General features: G+C 65.7%; 19 protein-coding genes. 10 read left to right on the plus strand and 9 right to left on the minus strand.

Translation table 11 applies throughout. From position 1 onward, the window contains the following. Positions 1–16: 16 nt before the first annotated feature. The 6 genes from ACXZ1M_RS23935 to ACXZ1M_RS23960 all read right to left on the minus strand — a co-directional run bounded on the left by ACXZ1M_RS23935 (position 17) and on the right by ACXZ1M_RS23960 (position 9,461). Complete coding sequence (locus tag ACXZ1M_RS23935; protein ID WP_459050102.1) at positions 17–3,079, minus strand: NHLP bacteriocin export ABC transporter permease/ATPase subunit; 3,063 nt, start codon at positions 3,077–3,079, stop codon at positions 17–19. Then, the gene (locus ACXZ1M_RS23940; protein WP_459050103.1) at positions 3,076–5,220 is read right to left on the minus strand and encodes a cysteine peptidase family C39 domain-containing protein; all 2,145 of its coding nucleotides are present in this window, start codon (positions 5,218–5,220) and stop codon (positions 3,076–3,078) included. The genes ACXZ1M_RS23935 and ACXZ1M_RS23940 overlap by 4 nt, the downstream gene beginning before the upstream one ends. Position 5,221: 1 nt before the next feature. After that, positions 5,222–6,475 carry an NHLP bacteriocin system secretion protein gene (locus ACXZ1M_RS23945; protein WP_459050104.1) on the minus strand — a complete coding sequence of 418 codons (1,254 nt, stop codon included), beginning with the start codon at positions 6,473–6,475 and terminating at the stop codon, positions 5,222–5,224. A gap of 16 nt (positions 6,476–6,491) precedes the next feature. After that, entirely contained in the window at positions 6,492–7,061 is a 570-nt protein-coding gene (locus ACXZ1M_RS23950) for a cyclic nucleotide-binding domain-containing protein (protein WP_459050105.1), read from the minus strand. Positions 7,062–7,134: 73 nt separating this feature from the next. Next, positions 7,135–7,926, minus strand: coding sequence for an enoyl-ACP reductase FabI (fabI, locus tag ACXZ1M_RS23955; RefSeq protein ID WP_459050106.1), 792 nt, complete (start codon positions 7,924–7,926; stop codon positions 7,135–7,137). A gap of 146 nt (positions 7,927–8,072) precedes the next feature. After that, positions 8,073–9,461 carry a transglycosylase SLT domain-containing protein gene (locus ACXZ1M_RS23960; RefSeq protein WP_459050107.1) on the minus strand — a complete coding sequence of 463 codons (1,389 nt, stop codon included), beginning with the start codon at positions 9,459–9,461 and terminating at the stop codon, positions 8,073–8,075. A 228-nt stretch (positions 9,462–9,689) separates the two neighbouring features. Here ACXZ1M_RS23960 and ACXZ1M_RS23965 point away from each other — a divergent pair, with 228 nt between their 5' ends. Together ACXZ1M_RS23965 and ACXZ1M_RS23970 are read left to right on the plus strand one after the other, a co-directional pair. Further along, positions 9,690–10,247, plus strand: coding sequence for a DUF1415 domain-containing protein (locus ACXZ1M_RS23965; RefSeq protein ID WP_459050108.1), 558 nt, complete (start codon positions 9,690–9,692; stop codon positions 10,245–10,247). Further along, positions 10,244–10,432 carry a DUF1289 domain-containing protein gene (locus ACXZ1M_RS23970; RefSeq protein ID WP_353402639.1) on the plus strand — a complete coding sequence of 63 codons (189 nt, stop codon included), beginning with the start codon at positions 10,244–10,246 and terminating at the stop codon, positions 10,430–10,432. Before ACXZ1M_RS23965 ends, ACXZ1M_RS23970 begins: the two co-directional genes overlap by 4 nt. Before the next feature lie 105 nt (positions 10,433–10,537). On the opposite strand, the gene ACXZ1M_RS23975 is transcribed toward ACXZ1M_RS23970, so the two are convergent. After that, entirely contained in the window at positions 10,538–11,047 is a 510-nt protein-coding gene (locus ACXZ1M_RS23975) for a DUF1993 domain-containing protein (RefSeq protein WP_459050109.1), read from the minus strand. Positions 11,048–11,204: 157 nt separating this feature from the next. On the opposite strand from ACXZ1M_RS23975, the gene ACXZ1M_RS23980 reads away from it, so the two are divergent. The 3 genes from ACXZ1M_RS23980 to ACXZ1M_RS23990 are packed head-to-tail and all read left to right on the plus strand — an operon-like array spanning position 11,205 to position 17,509. Continuing rightward, positions 11,205–14,324: a bifunctional diguanylate cyclase/phosphodiesterase gene (locus tag ACXZ1M_RS23980; protein ID WP_459050110.1), complete on the plus strand. Its 3,120-nt coding sequence runs from the start codon at positions 11,205–11,207 to the stop codon at positions 14,322–14,324. 25 nt (positions 14,325–14,349) lie between these two features. Further along, a complete protein-coding gene (locus tag ACXZ1M_RS23985; protein ID WP_459050111.1) occupies positions 14,350–16,623 on the plus strand; it encodes a xanthine dehydrogenase family protein molybdopterin-binding subunit in 2,274 nt (757 codons plus the stop codon). Between the two features lie 43 nt (positions 16,624–16,666). After that, entirely contained in the window at positions 16,667–17,509 is an 843-nt protein-coding gene (locus tag ACXZ1M_RS23990) for a hypothetical protein (protein WP_459050112.1), read from the plus strand. Here ACXZ1M_RS23990 and ACXZ1M_RS23995 read toward each other — a convergent pair. Then, the gene (locus ACXZ1M_RS23995) at positions 17,506–17,931 is read right to left on the minus strand and encodes a thioredoxin family protein (RefSeq protein ID WP_459050113.1); all 426 of its coding nucleotides are present in this window, start codon (positions 17,929–17,931) and stop codon (positions 17,506–17,508) included. The genes ACXZ1M_RS23990 and ACXZ1M_RS23995 overlap by 4 nt on opposite strands. A gap of 95 nt (positions 17,932–18,026) precedes the next feature. Here ACXZ1M_RS23995 and tsaB point away from each other — a divergent pair, with 95 nt between their 5' ends. From tsaB to ACXZ1M_RS24015, 4 genes are read left to right on the plus strand one after another with little or no spacing between them, the layout of a single operon-like run. After that, a complete protein-coding gene (gene tsaB, locus ACXZ1M_RS24000; RefSeq protein WP_459050114.1) occupies positions 18,027–18,719 on the plus strand; it encodes a tRNA (adenosine(37)-N6)-threonylcarbamoyltransferase complex dimerization subunit type 1 TsaB in 693 nt (230 codons plus the stop codon). Further along, entirely contained in the window at positions 18,719–19,189 is a 471-nt protein-coding gene (gene rimI / locus ACXZ1M_RS24005; protein ID WP_459054069.1) for a ribosomal protein S18-alanine N-acetyltransferase, read from the plus strand. The genes tsaB and rimI overlap by 1 nt, the downstream gene beginning before the upstream one ends. Further along, complete coding sequence (locus tag ACXZ1M_RS24010; RefSeq protein ID WP_459050115.1) at positions 19,186–20,367, plus strand: uracil-DNA glycosylase; 1,182 nt, start codon at positions 19,186–19,188, stop codon at positions 20,365–20,367. Before rimI ends, ACXZ1M_RS24010 begins: the two co-directional genes overlap by 4 nt. 55 nt (positions 20,368–20,422) lie before the next feature. Next, positions 20,423–21,373 carry a DUF1853 family protein gene (locus ACXZ1M_RS24015; RefSeq protein WP_459054070.1) on the plus strand — a complete coding sequence of 317 codons (951 nt, stop codon included), beginning with the start codon at positions 20,423–20,425 and terminating at the stop codon, positions 21,371–21,373. Positions 21,374–21,467: 94 nt separating this feature from the next. Here the strand turns inward: ACXZ1M_RS24015 and lplT are convergent, their stop codons facing one another. Next, positions 21,468–22,730, minus strand: coding sequence for a lysophospholipid transporter LplT (gene lplT / locus ACXZ1M_RS24020; RefSeq protein WP_459050116.1), 1,263 nt, complete (start codon positions 22,728–22,730; stop codon positions 21,468–21,470). A gap of 130 nt (positions 22,731–22,860) precedes the next feature. On the opposite strand from lplT, the gene alr reads away from it, so the two are divergent. Further along, the gene (gene alr, locus ACXZ1M_RS24025; protein WP_459050117.1) at positions 22,861–23,955 is read left to right on the plus strand and encodes an alanine racemase; all 1,095 of its coding nucleotides are present in this window, start codon (positions 22,861–22,863) and stop codon (positions 23,953–23,955) included. The last annotated feature ends 2 nt before the right edge of the window (positions 23,956–23,957 follow it).

The following is a 23,957-nucleotide window of genomic DNA, read 5'->3' on the forward strand; positions in this document are numbered from 1 at the left end:
GTTCCTGGTGTTGAAATCATGATTCGCCGTGCTGGTCCATCAACTGGTCGCGCACCATGGCGCGGAACAGGCCGTCCTTCGCCGTCAGGTCGCGGTAGTTGCCGCGCTCGGCCACCTGGCCGTCCTGCAGCACAATGATCTGGTCGGCCTCGGTCAAGGCCGTCAGCCGGTGAGCGATGACGACGCGCGTCACGCGCAAACGCGCCAGATTGCGCATCACGCGCGCTTGCGACGGCCCGTCCAGCAGGCTGGTGGCTTCGTCCATGAACAGCACCGGCGGTTTGCGCACCAGCGCCCGCGCGATCAACAGGCGCTGGCGCTGGCCGGCGGACAGCGTGCTGACGCCGTCGCCGATCATGGTGTACATGCCCATCGGCAGATGGCGGATGTCGTCGGCCACCGAGGCCGCTTCGGCGGCGGCCCACACTTCGTCGAGCGTGGCGCCGGAGTCGCCGGCGATGTTGCTGATGATGTCGCCCGCCAGCAGGCGCGTGTCCTGCAGCACCACGCCGAACTGGCGGCGCAGCTGGCGCAGGTGCAGGTCGGCCAGATCCTTGTCGTCGTACAGGATGGAGCCGCTGGCCGGTTTTTCAAAGCCCAGCAACAGCCGCAGCAAGGTCGACTTGCCGGAACCGGAGGCACCGACGATGGCGATGAGGTCGCCGGGCCGCGCGGTCAGCGAAACGTCCTTCAGCACCTGCGGGCCTTGGGCGTAGCTGAAGCTGACCTTGTTCACTTCCAGCATGCCGGTCAGTTCGCCCGGCGCGGTCTTGCCTTGCTCCGCTTCGGGCAGGGTATCGAGTATCGGCTTGGCCTTGAAGTAGGCGCCGTTCACGGCCACGGTGCTGATCAGCGTTTCGCACAGCGCCACCACGCCGTGGAACACGCCGCCGAAGGCCGCGAAGAAGCCGACGAATTCGCCGGCCGACAGCCGCGTGCCGGCGCTGCTCATCATCGAGCCGGCGGCGGCGAACAGCAGCAGCGCGGCCAGATGGTCGAGCGCGCGGAAGAACACCGATTCGGCCACGATCAATTTGTCCTGGCCGACGTTGGGCACTTCGCCCAGCGCATGTTCGCGCGCCCACAGCGCAAAGGCGCGGCGCTCGGCGCCGGCCACGCGCAGCTTGCCCACGCCCTGGATCATCTGCAGCACCAGCGCGTTGAGGTTGCGCGGCGAATCCGGCGCGGCGATGGCGATGCGCACCGACTTGCGGCGGAACCAGGTGACGGCGCCGGCCGCCACCACGATCAGTCCCAGCGCCAGCAGCGATAGCGTGGCGCTGAACCAGAACAGCACCAGGAAGTTCAGCGCCGAGAAGGCGCCGGCGAACAGGTTGGCGACGGTGCGCGCCGACAGGATACGGATCACCTTCTGGCAGGCGCGCACGCGCGACTCCAGGTTGGCGACGGAATATTTGCGGTGGAAGCTGGCGGGCATGCGCAGCAGGCGGTCCCACACGGCGGCCTGGATCGCCATGTCCATCTTGTCCTGGATGCGCAGCACCATCAGCGAGCGCACCAGCGAGAACAGCGACACCGTCATGGTGACGAAGCACAGGCCCACGCCCATCTGGAACAGCAGCTGCGAACGGGCCGATGGGATGATGACGTCCATCACGCGCGCACTGGCCAGCGGCACCACCAGGCCCAGCGCGCCGATCACGCCGGCCAGCGCCACCACCGCCAGCATCTCCTTGCCGTAGCCGTGCAGGCCGAAGCGCAGCAGGTCGATTTCCGTCAGCGCCTTGGCCGGCAGCGGGCGGTAGTAGAGGTGGGCGAAGGGTTTGATGTTGGCCGCGCTGGTGCTGTCGATGGCGGTGCGCCTGCCGTCGGCGTCGACGGCGACGTAGCCGCGCTTCCAGCGTTGCGGCAGCAGGGCCAGCGGCGCGCCGCTGTCGGCGTCGAAGGCGAGCAGGGCGCCGCTGTCCTGTTGCCACCAGTTGGCGCCCAGCAGGACCTGGCGGGTGCGCACGCAGTTGGCTTCGGCCAGGGCTGCGGCGATGTCGGCGTCGGTCTTGCCGGTGGTGGTTTTGATGTCCTTCTTGAAGTCGATGCCGATGTGGGCGCCGATGGCTTGTGCTACGCGCAGCAGTGGCGGCGCTTCTGCTTCCTTGGGCGCGATCCAGTCGGCGTCGCCGGTGACCAGGCCGGCCAGGGCGCCGATGCCGGTGGCCAGGTCGTCGTCGGCGCGGGTGGTGGTATCGGCCAGGCGTTGTTGTTCACTGGCGGCGTCGCTGCAGCGCTGCTGCCATGCCATCAGGAGCGAGAGCTGCCAGAGTTTTTGAAGGCAGCTCATGCGGGTGGCGGTGTCGGCGTCGCCGAAGCGGAGGACGTCCAGTTCGACGTCTTTGGCCACCATGAAGGCGAGTTCGCGTGGGGCGGCCAGCATGTCGCCGGCTTGCAGTGTGGCGTCGTCCAGGCCTTCGATGCGCAGTTGGCCGGAGCGGACCTGGATCAGGACCAGGGAGGCGCTGGCGATGCGCATGCTGGTTGTTGCGGTGTAGCGGCCGCGTGTGATGGTGTCGTGCACGGTTTGGCCGGCGGACGGTAGCGGCCAGCAGGCGGCGACGGCGGCGGCGCCGTTGAGCCAGGCTTCCAGAGGTGGTTCGGCGGCGGCGCGCGCGTCGGCATCGGCAGCGCCGTCGCCGATGCCGGGCGCGGGCGCGTCGAGGGGCGCGACGATGGCGTTGATCGAGGGGAAGGCCAGCGGCGTGGCGCCGTCCGCGTGCACGCCCAAGGCGGTCAGCGACGGCAACGCAGGCAGCGCGGGCAGCACCGCCGGCGCTGCGACCTCGGCCACCGCCAGCAGGGCGCCGCCTGCGTGGCGTGGACTGTGCAGCATCAGGCCGATGCTACCGGCGCTGAGCAGCAGCGGGACCGATAGCGGCATGGCTTGACGCGGCAGGGCCGGCGCAGCGGCGCCAGCCCCGGCACCGGATTCCGGCATCGGCAGCGTTGGCGCGTCAGCATCGGCTTGCCGCAACGGCAGCGTCGTCGCATCGGCCCCGGCTTGCGGCAACGGCGTTGGCGTCGCGCCGGCCGGAGGCGGCGATGGCATAGGCTCACGGTCGGCGCTCATGCGTCCTCCAGCACGCGGCGGCAGGTGCTGTCGGGCTGGGCGTACAGCGTGTCGAACAGGCCCTGCTCGGTGATGGCGCCGCCGTCGAGCACCAGCACGCGGTCGCACGCGCGCAGCGAGAAGCGGCGGTGGGTGATGATGACGGTGGTGCAGCCACGCCGGCGGCAGTGGTCGAGAATCCGCGCCTCCGCCGACGCCTCGATCGCGCTGGTGGCTTCATCGAGCAGCAGCAGGCGCGGATTGCCGGCCAGCGCACGCGCTATCTCCAGCCGCTGGCGCTGGCCGCCCGACAGATTGCGGCCGTTCTCCTCCATCTTGGTATCGTAGCCATTCGGCAGACCCATGATGAAATCGTGAATCAGCGCATCCTTGGCGGCGGCCACCACCTGCGCTTCGCTCAGGCTGCGGTCCCACAAGGTCAGGTTCTCGCGGATCGTCCCTTCGATGAACTGGATATCCTGGTCCACGTGGGCGATGGAGCTGGCCAGCAGCGCCCGCGCGTGCGCCGCGCGCGGCTGGCCGTCGAAGCGGATCTCGCCGCCGTCCGGCGTGTACATGCCGGCGATCAGCCGCGCCAGTGTCGACTTGCCGGCGCCGGATGCGCCGATCACGCCGATCCGCTCGCCCGGCACGCCGATGAAATCCAGATACCCGAACAAGGGCTTGTCCTGCGGGCTGTAGGCAAAGCGCAGGCCGCGCAGCTCGAACGCACCGGACAGTTTCTGCGACAGGTCCGGCTGCGTCGGCTCGGGCACGGCGGTCAGCGGATCGACGCTGCAGTTGAGCACATCATCCAGCCGCTGCAAATCGCCGCGCAGGCGCTGGACTTTTTCCAGCACGTTGAACAGCCCGAGCATCGGCCGCGAAAAATTGTAGACCAGGCCCTGATAGGCGATCAGCATGCCGATGGTCAGATAGCCATCCATCACACGGAAGCCTCCGATCACCAGAATCAGCGTGGCGTTGAACATCATCAGGAAGGCCGGCACCTGGCCGTACTCGGCGCTGCTGGTTTCCATGCGCTGGTTGGCGTTCACCACCAGCGCCTGCTGCGCCATGTGCTTGGTGTAGAAGTGGCTGTCGTCGGCGCTGGCCTGCAGCGTCTCCAGCATGGCGATGCCGTTCGAAGCGTTGCCCTGCAGGCGGCCGCTGGCGATGGCGTAGCGGATCGACAGCGCCTGCGTGCGCTTGGCCGCGAAGTGGAACACGCCGATGCTGGCGCCGACGATCAACACGCTGATACTGGTCAGCAGCACGTCGTAGGTCAGCATCACCGCCACGAAGAAGAAGGCCAGGCCGCCGTTGATCAGCGCCCGCGCCAGGTCGCCCGACACCACCTTGGCCACCGATTCGTTCAAGCCCAGGCGCGAAGCCACTTCGCCCGGCGCGCGCTGGGAAAAGTACAGCACCGGCAGGTGCAGGATGTGCCAGAAATAGCGTCCGGTCGCCGCCAGCGCCAGCTTGTACTGCAGCCGCAGCAGGTGGGCGCCCTGCAGCCACGCCAGAGCCGCCTCCAGCAACGTGGCCAGCAGCAGGCCAAGCAGGATGGGCAGGAACCAGCCCATCTGGCCGTCGATCAGGATGCGGTCGACGAACAGGCGGGTGAACACCGGGATCACCATGCCCGGCACCACCATCAGCAGGCCGGCCAGCGCGGCGAACAGCAGGGCCGGGCGGTCGCTGGCCATGCGCGCCAGCATGCCCTTGAGCAGGCCGCCGCTGCCGCCGCCTTTCTTGAATTCCGGACCCGGCTCGAAGGTCAGCACCACGCCGGTGAAAGCGGCGGCGAAGTCCTCGGCCTGCACCTGGCGGTGGCCGGTGGCCGGATCGTTCAGGTGCACCATGCCGTCGGCAAAGCCTTCCACCACCACGAAGTGGTTGAAGTTCCAGAACACCATGAACGGCGCCTCCAGCTTGGGCAGCTCGGTGGCCTCGGTGCTCCAGGCCGTGGCCTGCATGCCGAAGCTGCGCGCCGCGCGCAGCAGGTTGCTGACCTTGGCGCCGTCGCGGCCGACGCCGCAGCGCACGCGCAGTTGTTCCAGCGGTTCGTGGCGGCCGTGGTAGCCGAGGATGATGGCCAGCGCGGCGGCGCCGCATTCCAGCGACTCCATCTGCATCACGGTCGGCGTGCGCGCCACCATCTCAGTGCACCCCCAGCATTTTTTTCAGCAGCGGCCAGGCCAGCGCGATCGGGCGCTGCTCGCGCACCACGATCTCGGCGTTGCACATCGAGCCCGAGCGCACTTCCGGCGGCTGGCGCGCGGCGCCGGACCAGGCGTAGTTGCCGTCGCCGCGCCGCACCAGCGTGGCCTGGACTTGGGTGGCGACGCCGTCGCCGGCCAGTTCGCGTACCACGTCCGGATTGTTCAGGCGCTGGTTGATCGCCTCGCGGCTGGCCGGGAAGGCCGAGACGTCGGCGATGCTGGCGCGGATGAAGCCGAACTCCTGGCGCTTGACGTTGGTCGGCGTGATCTCGGCGCTCATGCCGCTTTGCAGCAGCTTGCCGTCGGCGGCGCGCACGAAGATCAGCGCGGCCAGCGGCGGCATGCCGTCGCCGCTGGCGCCGGTGCGTTCGATGGCGACGATGGGCGCGCCCGGCTGCAAGGCCTGGCCGTTGCGCGTCTTGACCTCGATTACGGTGCCGGCGTGCGGGGCGCGGATCTGCATCAGGATTTCGCGCTGGCTTTGCAGCAGCTTGACTTCGCGTTCCGCTTCCGCCACCTGCAGCGATTGCTGGCGCGATTCCGAGTTCAGCATGCGCTGGTCTTCCTGCTGCTGGAAATCGAGTTGCCTGGAGCGGCTGTGCAGGGCCGCCTGTTCGACTTGCAGCTTGTCGACCTGGTCCTGGGCGTTGAGCAGGGCCTGGCGGGTGGACATGCCTTGCTCGAACAGTTTTTGTTGCCCCTGCAGGCGCTGGCCGGCCAGTTGCAAACGCTGTTCCAGCGTGGCCAGGCGTTCGGTCACGGTGGCTTGCTCGCTGCCGGCGTTGCCGCGCCCGAGCTGCCGGCTGCGCGCGATCATCGGGGCGGCGGCGGCGCTGCGCGCGCTCAGGTCGGCCAGCCGCGCCTCGGCCTTGCGCAGGCGGGTTTCGAATTCAGGACGGAGGACGGTGCCCAGCAACTGGCCGGCGACCACGCTGTCGCCGGGGCGCAGCGACAAATCGCTGGCGCGGCCGTCGACGGCGCTGACCACATTGTCGATGCCTTGCGGCGCCAGCAGCAAGCAGCGGCCGCTGATGCGGGTGTCGATCACGCCCAGCACCAGCCAGGCGCAACTGAGCAACACCAAAATGGCGGCGCCGGCGACAAATTGCCGCTTGGGGGGATGGCTGACCGATGGCAGCACGTCCGCACGGTCCGGCGAGATCAATCGCTCCAGGGACGGATTGCGGTTCACTCTACAGGGCTGGGGATCAGCCGGCCAGGCGCTTCAACATGCGTTCGAAGCGCATGCTGGCAAGATGCGCGCGTTCCAGCTGCGCTTCGCTGATGGCGGCGGGTGCCGAAGCCGCTTGCTGGCCTTGGCCGAACAGGCCGGTGGTGTGGCGGATGCGGGCCGACATGAAGGCGGCCAGGGCGCGGTAAAAGCGGGCGGCAAAGGGGGCGTCGGCGTCGAGCTTGTCGCGCAGGCGGGCGTGCGACACGCGCAGCACCGAAGCGCCTTCGTTGGCCAGCACCGAGGCGGTGGTGGCGGCTGGATCGACCAGCGACATTTCGCCGATCACTTCGCCGCAGTTGAGTTCCGTGAGCAGGTCGCCATTGCAGGCGTGAACCGAGAAGGTGCCGTCGAGGACGAAGTAGACGCTGTCGACCATGCTGCCGCAGGCGATCAGCTCGGCGCCGACCGGATAGCGTAGCCGGTCGCCGGAGTTGGCCAGCCATTCGACGTCTTCATCCAGCAGCTCGCTGAGGATGAAGAGTACTTTGCGCATGCGCGCCGGATCCGGCGCGATCAATTGATCGACGGTGGAGGTTCTGTTCACGTGCTGCCCTAGTAGAAAAATGTTGTTTTTACTTTTACAAAGTATAAACTTTTTTCAACTAGAAAGAGCAAGATTATTGGTAATCTTCCGCGTTCAGGCCCATCACGTGCGAGAAACCGCCGTCGACGTAGGTGATTTCGCCGGTGATGCCCGACGCCAGGTCCGACAGCAGGAAGGCGGCAGTGTTGCCCACTTCCTCGATGGTGACGTTGCGGCGCAACGGCGCGTGCGAGGCGGCAAAGCCCAGCAGCTTGCCGAAGTCCTTGATGCCGGAGGCGGCCAGGGTCTTGATCGGGCCGGCCGAAATGCCGTTCGAACGGATGCCGCGCTTGCCCAGGTTTTCCGCCAGGTAGCGTACCGAGGCTTCCAGCGAAGCTTTCGCCAGGCCCATGGTGTTGTAGTAAGGAATCGCACGCACCGCGCCCAGGTAGGACAGGGTCAGCACCGACGAGCCTTCTTTCAGCATCGGCAGGGCGGCCTTGGCCAGTGCCGGGAAGCTGTAGGCCGAGATGTCGTGGGCCACGCGGAAGTTCTCGCGGGTCAGGCCGTCCAGGAACTCGCCGGCGATGGCTTCGCGCGGCGCAAAGCCGATCGCGTGCACCAGGCCGTCCAGCTGCGACCAGCTCTGGCCCAGATCGGCGAACAGCGCGTCGATCTGCTCGTCGCTGCCGACGTCGCAGTCGAACACCAGCTTGCTGTCGAATTCGGCGGCGAATTCCGTGATGCGGTCTTTAAAGCGCTCACCGACATAGGTGAAGGCCAGCTCGGCGCCTTCACGTTTGCAGGCTTGGGCGATGCCGTAAGCGATGGAACGGTTCGACAGCAAACCAGTGATGAGGATTTTTTTGCCTTGCAAGAACGCCATAGGGACTCCGATTGCAGCTGCGCCGCCCAGCCGGCTCGATGAGCTGGCGGGCGACGTCAGTGGGTTGTTTTTTTGTTAGTGGACGAGACTTGCTCGACACGCAAGACCAAGATTGTAGGACGTGTAGGCCTCGACTGCAACCTTTGTCAATGATTGGTCTTGCGCTGGGACTTGGATTTGGCGGCGTCACGCGGCACGCGCGCCTTGACCAGGGCTACCGGACCGGATTTCTCCGATTTGCCGGCCTTGGCCTGCTTGTAGCGCGAATTTGGCTTGGTGCTGGTGGCGCGCTCGGCCTCGTATTCCATGGTGGCGTTGTTGACCACTTCGGACGGAATATCGCGGCTGACCGAGGCGGACAGCTTCGGCACCAGAATGGTGGAGCCGGCCTTGAGCACGGATTTCTGCGGAATGTTGTTGGCCTGGCGGATCACCTCGGGCGAGGTCTTGAAGCGCGCCGCCAGCGAGCCGATGCTTTCACGCGCGCTGGTGATGCGGTGCGTGGTCCAGGTCGACAGTTCCTTGGTCCACTGCGACAGGTTCAGGTGGAATTTCTCGGCGTTTTCCTTCGGTAGCAGAATTTTGGTCTGCTCGTCGCCGATGATGACCGGGCGCTTGAACTGCGGGTTCAGGGCCTTGAACTCGTCCACCGACAGCTCGGCCAGGTGGGCCGCCACGGTCAGGTCGATGTCGCTGGTCTTGTCGACCGCCGTGAAGTACGGCGAATTGTCGATGGCCGGCAGGCTCAGGCCGAACTGGGCCGGATTGGCGACGATATTCTTGACCGCCTGCAGCTTGGGCACGTAGTTGCGCGTTTCGGCCGGCATGTTGTCGGCCAGGCTTTCGAAATCGGTCGGCTTGCCGGCGGCCTGGTTTTTCTTGATGGCGCGCTGCACCGAGCCTTCGCCCCAGTTGTAGGCGGCCAGGGCCAGTTGCCAGTCGCCGAACATATCGTACAGGCGTTGCAGATAGGTCAGGGCGGCGTCGGTCGAGGCCAGCACGCCACGGCGTTCATCCTTGAAGGAATCCTGTTTCAGGTTGAAGTCGCGTCCGGTGCCGGGCACGAATTGCCACATGCCGGCCGCATTGGCGCTCGACAGGGCGTTCGGGTTGAAGGCCGATTCAATAAAGGGCAGCAGCGCCAGTTCGGTCGGCATGCCGCGCTTTTCCAGTTCCGAGACCACGTGGAACAGGTACAACGAGGCGCGCGCGGTGGTGCGGGCGATGTAGTCGGGACGGGTGGCGTACCAGGTCGCGTGCTTGGTGACCAGGTCGTTGCTCACATCGGGAATCGCGTAGCCGCTGCGGATGCGGCCCCAGACGTCTTTCTCGCGGAATGCCTCGTCATCGGCCGCTTTGGCCGGTTTGGCAACTTTCAGGGAGGTTACGTCGGGAATGGGGGGCTTCGGCAGGGGAGAGAGGGCGGCGGTGGTCGCCGGCAGGCCCGGCGCGTCGTCGTGCGCCTGGGCCAGCACCGGCGCTAGTAGCGCTAACAGTGCCGCCAATGCTGCGGATTTTGTAATTCGTGCTTGCATAGTTTTCCATGGTTGGCGATAAGAATCATCGCGTTGGACTATGAATTAAACGTGGAGTGTACGAAGGTCGCCGGAGTGAGTCAAGAAATATGTCGCCTCCGTGACAAATTCTTATATGCAACAATTCCCGATAGATAAGCGCGAGATCGCGGCAAAATGCCGGAAGTAGTCGCTCGCCGCAAGAGTGCGTACAATCCTGTTTTTGTGTAGTGATTGAGGAAGTGCAATATGAGTAGTCCCGCCATCGACCGCGACGTGGTCATCGCCGACACCGTCCATTGGATGGAGAAGGCCGTCATCGGCCTGAACCTGTGCCCGTTCGCCAAGGCCGTGCACGTCAAAAAACAGGTGCGCTACGTGGTCAGCGAGGCGGAAACGCCGGAAGAGCTGCTGGAAAAGCTGATGGAAGAGCTGCAGTACCTGGCCGACGCCGACGCCGAGAAGGTCGATACCACGCTGCTGATCCATCCCAACGTGTTGACCGATTTCTTCGACTACAACGAATTCCTGGACGTGGCCGACGCCGCGCTGGAGGACCTGGGCCTGGACGGTTTCCTGCAGGTGGCCAGTTTCCATCCGAAATACCAGTTCGCCGACACCGACGAAAACGACATCGGCAACTACACCAACCGCTCGCCGTATCCGACTCTGCACATCCTGCGCGAGGACAGCATCGACCGCGCGGTCGAGGCGATACCCGAGGCGGCGGAGATTTTCGAGAAGAATATCGAGAAGCTGGAACAGCTCGGCCATGCCGGCTGGGACAAAGTCATGGAGAAGCCATGAGCGATTTGCCGGTCCGCCCGGACACGCCGTGCGTGGCGGTGTGCTCGACCACCTTTGATGAGATCTGCCGCGGTTGCGGCCGCTCGGTGGTCGAGGTGGCGCATTGGGTGTCGATGTCTGCCGAACAGAAGGAACTGGTCTGGCAGCGCATCCTGGCGCAGGGCTACCCGCGCCGGAATACCTGACGTCGGAATAAAATGACGTCGTTCCCGCGAAAGCGGGAATCCATGGAACGCGGGCTCAGCATGGGTTCCCGCGTGCGCGGGAACGACGTTGCTTGCGCGACGGAATCAATAGCTGCCGATAAAGTCTTTCTTGCCGATTTCCAGGCCGTTGTGGCGCAGGATGTCGTAGGCGGTGGTGGCGTGGAAGTAGAAGTGCGGCAGCGCGTAGTGGAACAGATAGGTCTGGCCCACGAAGTGCTTGGTCTTCTCGCCGCTGCCGGTGGTGATGGCCCGCGCTTCGCTGCCTTCGATGTCGGCCTGCGGCACGCTGTCGATGTAGGCCAGGGTCTTGGCGATGCGCGCCTTCAGGTCGGCGAACGATACTTCCTTGTCTTCATACGACGGCACTTCCTGGCCGCCCAGGCGTGCGGCCGCGCCTTTGGCGAAATCGCAGGCGATCTGGATCTGGCGGGTGAACGGCAGCATGTCCGGGAACAGACGGTATTGCAGCAGCGCGGCCGGGTCGATCTTTTTGTCGGCGGCGTGCGCTTCGGCCTTGTCCAGGATCACGTTCAGGCTGTTCAGGATCTGCTTGAACACAGGAATGGAGGCGGAGTACATGGAGAAGGTGGTCATGGCGAATTCCTATGTGTGGGAAAAGAGCCGCGATCATAGCTCGTCGGCAGGATTTTTGCTTGTACTGGCACTTTTACCTTATGTTTACGGGCATAATTCCCATCAAGTAACAACTCCGAATCAATGATGCCAATTAATCACTACGCTGCGCCGCTGCATGACTAGTACCCTTTACAGACGCGTGCGCGCCCGCCTGAGCGCGCTCTATGGCCTATCCATCTATGGCGCGCTGTTGCTGGTGGTGTTTGGCGGACTCGTCATTCCGGCCATCATCGGCAGCTATCTGCTGATCGGCGTGCACGAGCAGCAGTCGGCGCGCGTCGCCCTGAATGAGTCCCTGCAACGCAATGCCGACATCCTGGCCTTGGGCATGCAGGAATCGCTGTGGAATATGAATGCCGAGTCGGCCCATTCGCTGGTCGAATCGGTGATGCGTGACCGTTCGGTGCTGCAGGTGCAGGTGGTCGGCCAGGCCGACACCCAGTTCATGCACGTGCAGTCGCCGCGCGTGGCCAGCGGCACCGTCTACCGCGCCGAGCGCGAGATCCTGGTGCGCGGCGAGCGCATCGGCCGCATCATGGTCGAGATGGACGATGCCCGCAACCAGCAGGAGCTGCGCGGGAAGCAGCTGTCCTACGTGTTCGTGCTGGCGGCGCAGCTCATGGTGTCGCTGCTGCTGATCGTGCTGTTCCTGAACGCGCGCCTGATCAAGCCGCTGCGCAAGCTGATGCGCTTCTCCGACCGCCTGTCGCACGGCGACTTCGAAACTCGCCTGGACGTCACCGGCAGCGATGAGCTGGGTCGCCTGGCGCAGCAGCTGGAGCAGATGCGGGTGGCGATCAAGCGCCTGTTCGAAGACATCGGCCAGCGCGAGGAGCGTTTCCGCACCATCGTGACGCAGGTGCCGGGCGCGGTGTTCCGTTTCCGTCCGGACGGCCCGATCGACTTCGTCTCCGACACCATCGAGGACATCTCCGGCTACTCGGCCGCGCAGTTCATGCGCAGCACCACGCACTCGTGGACCAACTTGATCGCGCCGGAAGACCGCAAGAAGCAGCGCCGCGTGATCGGCCAGGCCATCCAGGACGGCCAGTCCTACGAAATCGAATACCGCATCCTGGACGCCTCCGGCGCCGAACGCTGGGTGCAGGAGAACGGCCAGCCGCAGCCGCCGGACGGCGGGCGCGATGCACCGTGGGTGGACGGCATCATCTCCGACATCAGCCAGCGCAAGCACAATGAAATGCGCATCGAGGCGCTGCTGTCCGAGCAGAGCGCGATCCTGGGCAACGTGATGTTCGGCGTGATGTTCGTGCGCCACCGTTCCATCGTCTCGGTCAACCGCCGCTGCGAGGAACTGTTCGGCTATGAGCCGGGCGACATGACGGGCGCCTCGACCTCGATGCTGTTCCTGAACACCTTCGACTTCGAATCGTCGGGCGCTCGCCAATACCCGTCGCTGTCGCACGGCGACTACTTCAACGAAGAGCGCCAGTACCGCCGCAAGGACGGCAGCGTGTTCTGGTGCCTGGTCAGCGGCTATGCGCTGGACCGCAGCCGCGCCAACGAGGGCAGCATCTGGGTGTTTGCCGACATCACCGAACGTAAGGAAGCGGAAGAGAAACTGCGCCTGTCGGCCACCGTGATCGAGCACATCGCCGACGGCGTGGTGGTGCTGGACGCGCAAGGCACCATCGTCGCCGTCAACCCGGCCTTCACCCTGATCACCGGCTACAGCGAAGAGGAAGCCATCGGCAAGGACCGCACGCTGACGCGCTCCGGCCGCCAGGACCCCGGCTTCTACGACGACATGTGGCAGGAGCAGCTGGAGCAGGGCTTCTGGCGCGGCGAGCTGTGGAACCTGCGCAAGAACGGCGAACTGTATCTGGAATTCCTGACGGTGAGCGCGGTGCGCGACACCAGCGGCGCCACCACCCACTACGTGGGCGTGTTCAGCGACATCACTAAGGCCAAGGAGTCGCAGGAAAAGCTGGACCACCTGGCCCACCACGATCCATTGACCGCGCTGCCGAACCGCCTGCTGTTCCACGACCGCCTGCAGCACGCCTTGCTGCGCGCCTCGCGCGACGGCGAGCAACTGGCGCTGCTGTTCATCGACCTGGATCGCTTCAAGAACGTCAACGACACGCTGGGCCACCACATCGGCGACGAGCTGCTCAAACAAGTGGCCAAGGCGCTGCAGGACCGCCTGCGCGAAGGCGACACGCTGGCCCGTCTGGGCGGCGACGAATTCATCGTGCTGCTGGAGGATATCGAGAACCAATTCGGCGCCAGCCAGGTCGCGGAAAAACTGGTGCAGATGTTCGAAGAGCCGTTCATGGTGGCCGGGCACGAGCTGTTCGTCACCTGCAGCGTGGGCATCTCGCTGTTCCCGGACGATGCCTCCGACCTGAATATGCTGATCCGGAACGCCGACGTGGCCATGTACCAGGCCAAGGCGCGCGGCCGCAACGGCTACAGCTTCTACGCGCCGTCGATGACGGGCGAGGGCGTCGAGCGCCTGCGCCTGGAAACCTTCCTGCGCCGCTCGATCGAGAAGGACGAAATCTTCCTCAACTACCAGCCGCAGGTGGAAATCGACACCGGCCGCCTGATCGGGGTGGAGGCGCTGGTGCGCTGGAACCATCCGGAACTGGGCCTGGTGCCGCCGATCCGCTTCATCCCGCTGGCCGAGGACACGGGCTTCATCAACCAGCTGGGCAAATGGGTGCTGCACGAAGCCTGCCGCCAGATGGTGCGCTGGGAAGAGGCCGGGCTGCACGTGCCGAAGATCGCGGTCAACCTGTCGGCCAAGCAGTTCGAGCGCGGCTCCATCGTCAACATGGTGGCCGACATCCTGCACGACACCGGCCTGGCGCCGCAGCGCCTGCAACTGGAAGTGACGGAGTCGGTGATCATGAACACCGGCGACGCGCTGGTCTTCATCAACGACCTGCACTCGATCGGCGTGGCGCTGGCGATCGACGATTTCGGCACCGGCTATTCCTCGCTGGCCTACCTGAAGCAGCTGCCGGTGGAGACGCTGAAGATCGACCGTTCCTTCATCAAGGATATCTCGACCGACGTCAACGACGAAGCGATCGCGATTGCGATCATCCAGCTGGGCAAGAGCATGAACCTGTCGGTGATCGCGGAAGGCGTGGAGACCGAAGAGCAGGCGGCCTTCCTGCTGCGTCATGGCTGCAACCTGGCGCAGGGCTATTTCTACAGCCGCCCGGTGTCGGCGGGTGATATGCTGGAACGCTGGAAAAAATAATAACTATCCTCAGTGGAGACAGTTCATGCAGGGAGCGAAAAATACATCGCGCCGCCGCTTCATCCTGGGCGGCCTGGCGGTCAGCGGCGCGTTGGTGGTTGGCTGGGGCGTGGCTCCGCCGCGCCAGCGCCTGAACGGATCGCACCCGCTGCCGCTGGGCGGCGACGGCGTGGCGTTGAACGGCTGGGTGGGCATCCACCCGGACGGCAGCGTCAGCGTCGCCATGCCGCGCAGCGAAATGGGGCAGGGCGTGTACACGGCCTTGCCGATGCTGGTGGCGGAGGAAATGGACGTGCCGCTGTCGCAAGTGCGCGTGGTGCAGGCGCCCATCGATAAAATCTTCGGCAACATCGCCATGCTGCAGGACGGGCTGCCGTTCCATCCCGATGATACGGGCCGCCTGAAAAGCACGGTCAGCTGGGTGGTGGGCAAGGTCGCGCGCGAGCTGGGGCTGATCATCACCGGCGGTTCGTCGAGCGTGAAAGACGCTTGGGAGCCGATGCGCGAAGCCGGCGCCACCGCGCGCGCCATGCTGGTGGCCGCTGCCGCCGCCGAATGGAAAGCACGCGCGGAAGACTGCCGCACCGAGGACGGTCACGTGATCCACGCCGACGGCCGCCGTCTGGCATATGGCGCGCTGGCCGCCAAGGCGGTGCAGGCCAAGCCGGGCGAGGTGCGTCTGAAATCGCCGCAGGAATTCAAGCTGATAGGCCGTCCGCAGCCGCGCCGCGATACGCCGTCCAAGGTCAATGGCACGGCCATCTTCGGCATCGACGTGCGGCCGGCGGGCATGTTGTACGCGGCGGTGCGCATGTCGCCGGTGATCGGCGGCACGGTGGGCAGTGTCGACAGTGCGGCCGCGTTGAAGATGCCGGGCGTGATCAAGGTGGTGGACTATGCGGGCGCGCTACCGGAGAAAACCGGCGCCGGCGCCGGCGTTGCAGTCATCGCCAAGAGCTACTGGCAGGCCAAACAGGCCGCGCTGGCGCTGGTCATCAAATGGAACGACGGCCCGCTGGCCGGCCTGTCGAGCGCCGCAATCTACGCCGAGTTCGCGGCCAAGCTGGATGCGGAAGACGGCTTCGCCTACTACAAGGCGGGCGACATGGACGCGGTGGAAGGCAAGGCCGCAGGCGTGGCCAAGACCGTGAAGGCCGAATACCGCGCGCCGTATCTGGCGCATGCGGCCATGGAGCCGGTCAACTGCACCGCGCAGGTCAAGGACGGCAAGGTGCACCTGTGGGCGCCGACGCAATCGCCGGGCTTCGCGGTGGACGTGGCGGCCAAGGTGGGCGGCGTGTCGGCCGACGATGTGGTGCTGACGGTGACTATGCTGGGCGGCGGCTTCGGCCGGCGGCTGGACGTGGACATGGTGGCGCAGGTGGTGGCCATCGCCAAGCAGGCGGACGGCTACCCGGTGCAGCTAATCTGGTCGCGCGAAGACGACACCACGCACGACGTCTACCGCCCGGCCTCGCTGGCGCGCTTCAGCGCCACGCTGGATGCGGCCGGCACGGTGCTCGGCTACGACAACAAATCGGCCAGCGGCGCGATTTCGCACCAATTCTTCAAGCGCAACCTCGGCCTGCCGCCGGGCGGCCCTGACAAGACCACGGCCGAAGGCGAATTCGACATGCAGTACCACTTCGCCAACCAGCGCATCCGCCACGTGATCGTGGACAGCTCGGTGCCGCTGGGCTACTGGCGTTCGGTGGGCCACTCGCACAACGCCTTCTTCAAAGAGAGCTTCATCGACGAGCTGGCGCATGCGGCGGGCAAGGACAGCGTGGCGTTCCGGCGCGAACTGCTGGCGCAGCATCCGCGTCACCTGGCGGTGTTGAACGCGGCGGTGGCCAAGGCCGGTGCGGCGCCGGAGGGCAGGGCGCACGGCGTGGCGCTGCACCAATCGTTCGGCACCATCGTGGCGCAGGTGGCGGAGGTGTCGGTGCAAGGCACCGAGATCCGCGTGCACCGCGTGGTGTGCGCCGTCGATTGCGGGCTGGCCGTCAATCCGAATACGATTGCGCAGCAGGCCGAATCGGGCGTGGTGTTCGGATTATCGGCGGCGCTGTATGGCGCGGTCACCATCAAGGATGGCAAGGTCGAGCAGAGCAACTTCCACGACTACCCGGTGCTGCGGCTGAACCAGGCGCCGGAAGTGGAAACCATCATTCTGCCTAGTGCGGCGCATCCCGAAGGCATGGGCGAACCTGCCACGCCGCCGATCGCTCCGGCCGTCGCCAACGCCGTTTTCAAGCTGACCGGCAAACGTTTGCGCAGCTTACCGTTGACACTGTGAAACCAATAGGCGTAAATTCCTGGTGACCACCGGGAGATGCGCCATGATTTCAATCAAGAACCCACCGAATCTGCAACCGCCGCGCACGCTGCCCAAGGCGGCCGGCGCCGTACAGGCGCCATTTTTCGGCACGGCCGGGAAGCCGGACATGCGCGACGAACATCTCAGCGCTGCCGCCGCGCAGGAAAGCTCGGCGACATTTCAACGTGCGATGGAGGATTTCGGCAGTTATCTGCTGAAGTCGTTTGCCGCCAAGGTGCTGGGCGACGACGCCGCCAATGCGACCATCAGCTTTGACGTCCATGCGGTTGACGGCGAGGAAACCCGCGCCGGGGCCGAGCAGCTCGGCGCCGATGGCGTGCGCACCTATGCCAGCTATCTCGACAGCAAACAGCACTTCCTTGCCCGTGGCACGGTCACCACCGCCGATGGCCGGAAATTCGATTTTGATATCGACGTGCACAACGAGTTGACCGTGCAAACCGCCGATGATGGCAGCGCGGACCAACCCGAGCACGCCGGACCACAGGGTTCGTCCACCTTCAAGCTGCCCGACTTCGGCTTTCCGGCCTATCTGGCCGATTTGCTCAAGCTGATCGGCATCGACTTCAAGGGCACGCTGGCGACGCAGGATGGCCAGGTAGCTGCGGTCAAAATGCGCATGGTGCACGTGGAAAATCATAGCGGCGGCGACGACACCTACGCGGCGGCGCCGTCCATGCAGCGGGTTGGCGCCGGCGGGGCGGGGCCATTGTCGCTGGCGGTTGGGCAGCGCAGCAGCGTCGACATGCATATCGGCGATGCCGCCGTATCGGTGCAGGCGGATAACGAGGTGGACCTGACGCGCGATATCTTCGGCGGGATTCCGCCTGCCGACCAGAGTTAGAGCACAGCCTGCAGCATGGTGCGCAGGTTGCAGTCGCGCTGCCACTGGGCGCGCTCTTCGCTGTTGGTGATGAGTTGTTGCAGCTCCTGGTCGCTTTGGGCGGACGTCGATTGCACCAGGCGGTGGGCGATGGCCGCATCCGGCAGCATGGTGCCGAAGAAGGCCACCAGTTCGTGATGCTGGATCAGCAGGGTCGGGAAGTTTTCCACGTCCAGGTCGCCGACCACGTCGGCGTGGTCTTCGATGTCGATCCAGACGAAGAATTTGTCCGGGTGCCGTGCCGCCACTTCGTCGAAGGTGGCGCGGTAGGTGGCGCAGGTGCCGCACCAGGCGGCACACAGGCAGGCGACGATCCAGCGGTCGCCTGCCACGGCGGCGGCGATCTCTTCACGGTTCTCGGAATTCAGGGTCAGGCTGGCCATAGTCGGTTCTGCAAACAGCGCACTGGGCGCTAAAAGGCGTATTTTACCTCCCCGCGCGGGGTCGCGCCTGCCGGCCCGGCGGGTTAAAATACGGGATGCCTATTATTCTTGCCATTGAAACCTCGTCCGAGACCGCCTCCTGCGCCCTGCTGCGGGGCGATGCCGTCATTAGCCGCCTGTCGAGCGGCGTCCGTACCCATTCCCAGGCCGTGTTGCCGATGATTCAGGAGTTGCTGGCCGAGGCCGGCATCAGCCTGCAGGATTGCGACGCCGTCGCCTTCGGTTCCGGCCCCGGTTCGTTCACCGGCGTGCGCACCGCTTGCGGCGTGGCCCAGGGCCTGGCGTTCGGCGGCAAGCTGCCGGCCGTGCCGGTGCTGACCTTGGATGCGATGGCGCTGGCTTGCCATCAGCAGCACGGCGCCGACGAGGTGCTGGTGGTGCTCGATGCGCGCATGGGCGAAGTCTATTGGGCGCAGTACCGGTTCGAGAACGGTGCGCCGGTGGCGGTGCTGCCGGCGGTGCTGTCGGCGCCGGCCGACGTGCGTCCGCAAGGTTCGCCGGTGGCGTGCGGTAATGGCTTGTCGGCGTATGCCGAGGCCTTCCCGGCCGGCGGCTTTGCCGAGGTGATGCCGCATGCGGAGCAGGTGGCGCAGTTGGCGGCCATCGCTTTTGCCGCCGGGCAGACCGTGACCGCCGCCGAGGCGCAGCCGCTGTATCTGCGCAACAAGGTCGCCTACACGCAGGCCGAGCGCCGCGAGATGACCGCCGCCAAGGAAGCCGGGGCATGATCGCGCCGGTGTGGGATTTGGCGCGGCTCAATTACGAGCCGATGCAGAAGACCGACCTGGACGAGGTGCTGGCGCTGGAGGAGAGCGTGTATCCGCATCCCTGGTCCATGGCCAACTTTGTCGATTCGCTCAACAGCAACTACGAAGCCTGGGTGCTGCGCGATCGCGATGGCGATTTGCTCGGCTATTTTTTGCTGATGGCGGTGGTGGATGAGTCGCATTTGCTGAATGTGGCGGTGTCGCCTGAAAAGCAGGGACAGGGTTTGGGACGTTTCCTGTTGAACCAGGCGGTGGCGTGTTCGCGCGGCTTGGGCATGGAGTCGGTGTTGCTGGAGGTTCGGCCGTCGAATACGCGGGCGCTGAAGATTTATGAGCGCTATGGATTTAAACAGATCGGCCGGCGCAAGGGGTATTACCCGGCGGCGAATGGGCAACGCGAGGACGCTATTGTGATGCGGTTTGGCTTATGAACCGGAGTACCGTGTTCCTGCAGGAGATGGGCATAGGCGTGCAATGGAAGTTGCGCAATGGCGTGGCGGACGTGGCCGGCGAGGAGGGCGCGACGGCGGACGCCGAAGCGCCGGATACCTTCGTTTCGGCCGTGCAGGCGCTGGCCGATGGCTGGCCGGCCGCCGACGCGCCACCAGTCGCACCAGCCGCCACGCCGCGCCCGACCGGGCCGGCGAGCGCAAGCACCGCACCGCCAGCAGCAGCGTCGCCAGCCGGCCAAGCGAGCGCATCCACCGCACCGGCAGCCATGGCGCCAGCCGCACCGGCGGCCCCAGCGGGCGTCTCCGGCGCAGCGACAGCCGCACCGCGCCCGCCGGCTCCGGCACCCGCGCCGGCCGCCGCGTCGGATGACGACGCCATGGCCTGGTTCGACAACGCGCCAACGCCGCCGCCGTCCGCCGCGCCTGCGCGTCCGGCATCGCGTCCTTCGGCGCCGCCGGCGCCGGCTGCCGCGCGCGCATCCGCCGCGCCGCGCCAGTCCGCAGCGGACGATGCTGCCGCTTCCGACGGCGAATCGACCTCCTGGTTCGACGACGCGCCCGCGCCAGCCCGCGCCGCACCCGTCAGCGACGAAGCCATCGCCGTCATGGACTGGCCGGCCCTGAAGACCGCCGTTTCCACCTGCACCCGCTGCGACCTGTGCGCCACGCGCCGCAACGCCGTCAACGGTCGTGGCCCCGAGCAAGCGCGCTGGATCGCCTTCAGCGGCGCACCATCGCGCCTCGATGAACGAGACGCCCAGGCAGTCTCCGGTGAAGCCGGCCAACTGCTGCACAACATGCTGAAAGCCATTGATCTCCAGCCGGATACCGACGTCTACGTCACCAACGTGGTCAAGTGCCGCCCATCGACGCCCGACGGCGCCGACCGTGCACCGACCGCCGAGGAAGTGGTCGCCTGCCGCCCTTACCTGGAGCGCGAACTGGTGCTGACCGGCGCCGCCATGGCCATGACCTTCGGCCAGATGGCCGCCAAGGGCCTGATGATGGGCCCGGCCGCGCGCGGCAAGGTCATGCGCTACGGCGCCGCTCAGCTGCCGGTGGTGGCCAGCTACCACCCGGAAGACCTGCTGCGCAAACCGGAAGACAAAGCCAAGGCCTGGGCCGACCTCTGCCTGGCGAAAGCCAGCCATGCCTGACCAGCCGCCCGGCGCGCCAGCCCCGCTGCCGCCGGGCACGACCGCCGCGCGCGGCATGCCCGAACCTGCGCCGCCCGTTGCCGGCGGCAGCTATCAAGCCCTGTTTGAAAGCCGCTGGCCGCACCTTAGCAACCCGCACGTGCGCGCGCTGGCCTGGCTGCTGGATGCGCCCGACCTGCTCGATCCCGCCTCACCGCACTGGCAAGGCCGCATCGCCTCGCTGGGCCCGATGCCGCAGGCCACCGCCGACTGGGTGGCCGCGCTCGAACGCGATCCGTCCCCGCTGGCGGCCGCGCTCGGCGACAAACACTATTCGCGCCTCGGCCTGTACGCCGAAAAGCTGATGGCCTTCTACTTCGCCGAACAAGGCCAGCTGCACGCCCACGGCCTGCAAGTGCGCGCCGACCGCACCGACACCATCGGCGAATTCGATTTCCTGCTGCGCGAAGGCGCCGATCTGGTGCACATCGAATTCGCCACCAAGTTCTACCTGCTCGACGCCAACGCCACCAGCGCCGACTTTAACGGCCTGGTCGGCCCCAACCTGGCCGATACGCTGGGCGCCAAGATGCGCAAGATTTTCGAGAAGCAGCTGTCGCTGGCCGACCATCCGGCCGCCCGCGCCTTGCTGCCGCAACCGGTGGCGCGCGCGCAGGCGCTGGTCAAAGGCTGGCTGTTTTATCCGGACGGCGTGCCGCCCATGCCCGGCATCTCGCAGCCGCACTGCCATGGCTTCTGGATGACGCAGGCGCAGGCCGCCGGCCTGCCGGAGCAGCATTACGCCATCATGCCGCGCCTGCAATGGCTGGCGCCGCTCAAGACCAATGCCGGCATCGACAAGGCCGAACTGTTGGCCGCATTGCACGATGCCGCCGCGCCCGTCATGGTGGCGGCGCTGCAAAGGGTGGGGGAGTATCTGGTGGAGGAGCGCCGGGGCTTCGTGGTGCCCGACAGCTGGCGCGAACAGGCCGCGCAGCGCCGCCACGAGGGCGTGCTGCCGGCCTGAATCCCGTCGTTCCCGCGAAAGCGGGAACCCATAGAAAGTTGGTGCCGTAGACGCCGTATGGATTCCCGCTTTCGCGGGAATGACGGGCGGGGTTTTAGTGCTTGGCCTCGCCGATCAGGCTAACCGAATCGAACTCGCGCTGGTTCGCCATGTGGCGGCGCAGTATGTACAGCATGGTGCCCGCCAGGAACAGGCCGAACAGCACGATAATGATGTTCAGGTTCAAGTGCGCGCGCAGCATCAGCGAGTACATCGCCAGCATGGTCAGGATCGACAGGTTCTCATTGAAGTTCTGCACCGCGATCGAGTGACCCGCGCTCATCAGCACGTGGCCGCGATGCTGCAGCAGCGCATTCATCGGCACCAGGAAGAAGCCGCCCAGCAGGCCGACCAGAATCAGCAGCGGATAGGCCAGCGACAGCGACTGCACCAGCGGCATGAACATCACGATCACGCCCATGGCGATACCGACCGGGATCACCGTCAGCGACTTGCGCAGCGTGATGCTGCGCGCCGAGATCACCGCACCGACCGCCACGCCGATCGCCACTACGCCCACCAGGCTGGTGGACTGCTCATACGACAGCTTCAGGGTCCGGTTGGCCCATTCCAGTACGATGAATTGCAGCGTCTGCGCCGCGCCCCAGAACAGGGTAGTCACGCCCAGGGAAATCTGGCCCAGCTTGTCTTTCCACAGCATGCCGAAGCAGTTGGCGAAGTCGCTGATCAGGCGGATCGGATTGCGCTCCTGGTGGCCGTAGACGCAGCCGGTGTCCGGAATGCGGGTATTGAACAGCGCCGCCAGCATATAGATACCCACCACCACGCACAGCGCGGCCTGGGTCGGCGTTTCGATGCCGGTATCGACGAGCGGCATGTCGAAGCCGAGCAGGAAGCCCGAGACGCGGCCGCCTACCAGCGCGCCGCCCATCACCGTGCCGAAAATAATCGACAGCACGGTCAAGCCTTCAACCCAGCCATTGGCGGCCACGAGTTTTTCGGCGGGCAGTAATTCAGTCAGGATGCCGTACTTGGCCGGCGAGTACACCGCAGCGCCGAAACCGACGATGGCGTAGGCCATCAGGGGATGGACGTGGGCGAATATCAGCAGGCAGCCACCAACCTTGATCAGGTTGGAGATGAACATAACCTTGCCTTTGGGCATCGAATCAGCGAAAGCGCCGACGAATGCCGCCAACAGCACATAAAAGAGCGTAAACGACAGCTTCAGGAGTGGGGTGACCCATCCTGGCGATTGCATATTTATCAGTAAGTCAATCGCAACAAACAGCAGCGCGTTATCCGCCAACGACGAAAAGAACTGCGCTGCCATGATGGTATAGAAACCACGATTCATTCTGGGATAGCCTGAAAACTTATCTGGCTTGCTTTATACCATGCTTTGATCGTATCCCCAAGAATTGAGCAGTGCGCCTGGGCGCGCTCGCGGTAAAATGACGGCTTCGTTTATTCCGCTGAAATGACGTATGCCAAGGCCTATCCTCGCAACAATTCACATTGACTCCATGAAGCATAACTTGGCCGTGGCCAAGGCCAAATCGCCGGGCGCCAAGGCCTGGGGCGTACTCAAGGCGAACGGCTATGGCCACGGACTGGAACGCGCGATGCGCGGTTTCGCCGATTCCGATGGCCTGGCTCTGATCGAAGTCGACAACGCCGTCAAGCTGCGCGAACTGGGCTGGAAGAAGCCGATTCTTTTATTGGAGGGTTTCTTCGGTCCGGCCGATTTGCACACCATGGCCGGCTACGATCTGCAGGCCGCCGTCCACTGCAAGGAACAGCTGGCATGGCTGGAGGCCGAGGCCGAGCAGCTGACGGCACGCGGCATCCGTTTCGATCTGCACCTGAAAATGAACACCGGCATGAACCGGCTCGGCTTCATGCCGGACGCCTACGCGGCGGCCCATGCGCGCCTGAGCGCGATTTCCTGCGTCGGCAGCATCACGCTGATGACGCACTTCGCCAATGCCGACGACGTCGACCATCCGCTGCTGCCGATCACCGAGCAGATCCGCCGCTTCGAGCTGGGCGCGGCCGGCTTGCCGGGCCAGCGCAGCCTGTCGAACTCGGCCGGCGTGCTGCTGCACCACGCGCATTTGCAGAACGACTGGGTGCGTCCCGGCATCATGCTGTACGGCGGCACGCCGGGCGGCGCCACGGCCGAGGAATTCGGCCTGCAGCCGACCATGACCCTGAGCAGCGAGTTGATCGGCGTGCAGGACATCGCCGCCGGCGATGTGGTGGGCTACGGCAGCCGCTTCAAGGCCGATGGCCCGATGCGCATCGGCGTGGTTGCCTGCGGCTATGCCGACGGCTATCCGCGCGTGGCGCCGCTGGGCACGCCGGTGCTGGTTGATGGCGTGCGCACCCGCCTGGTCGGGCGCGTGTCGATGGACATGCTGACGGTGGACCTGACGGACTTGCCGCAGGCGCGCATCGGCAGCCCGGTGGTGCTGTGGGGGCAGGGATTGCCGATCGATGAGGTGGCCGAGTCGGCCGGTACCATCGGCTACGAGCTGATGTGTGCGTTGACGCAGCGCGTGCCCGTGGTCGAGGGCTGAGC

It is taken from the genome of Duganella paludis, from assembly GCF_054461335.1.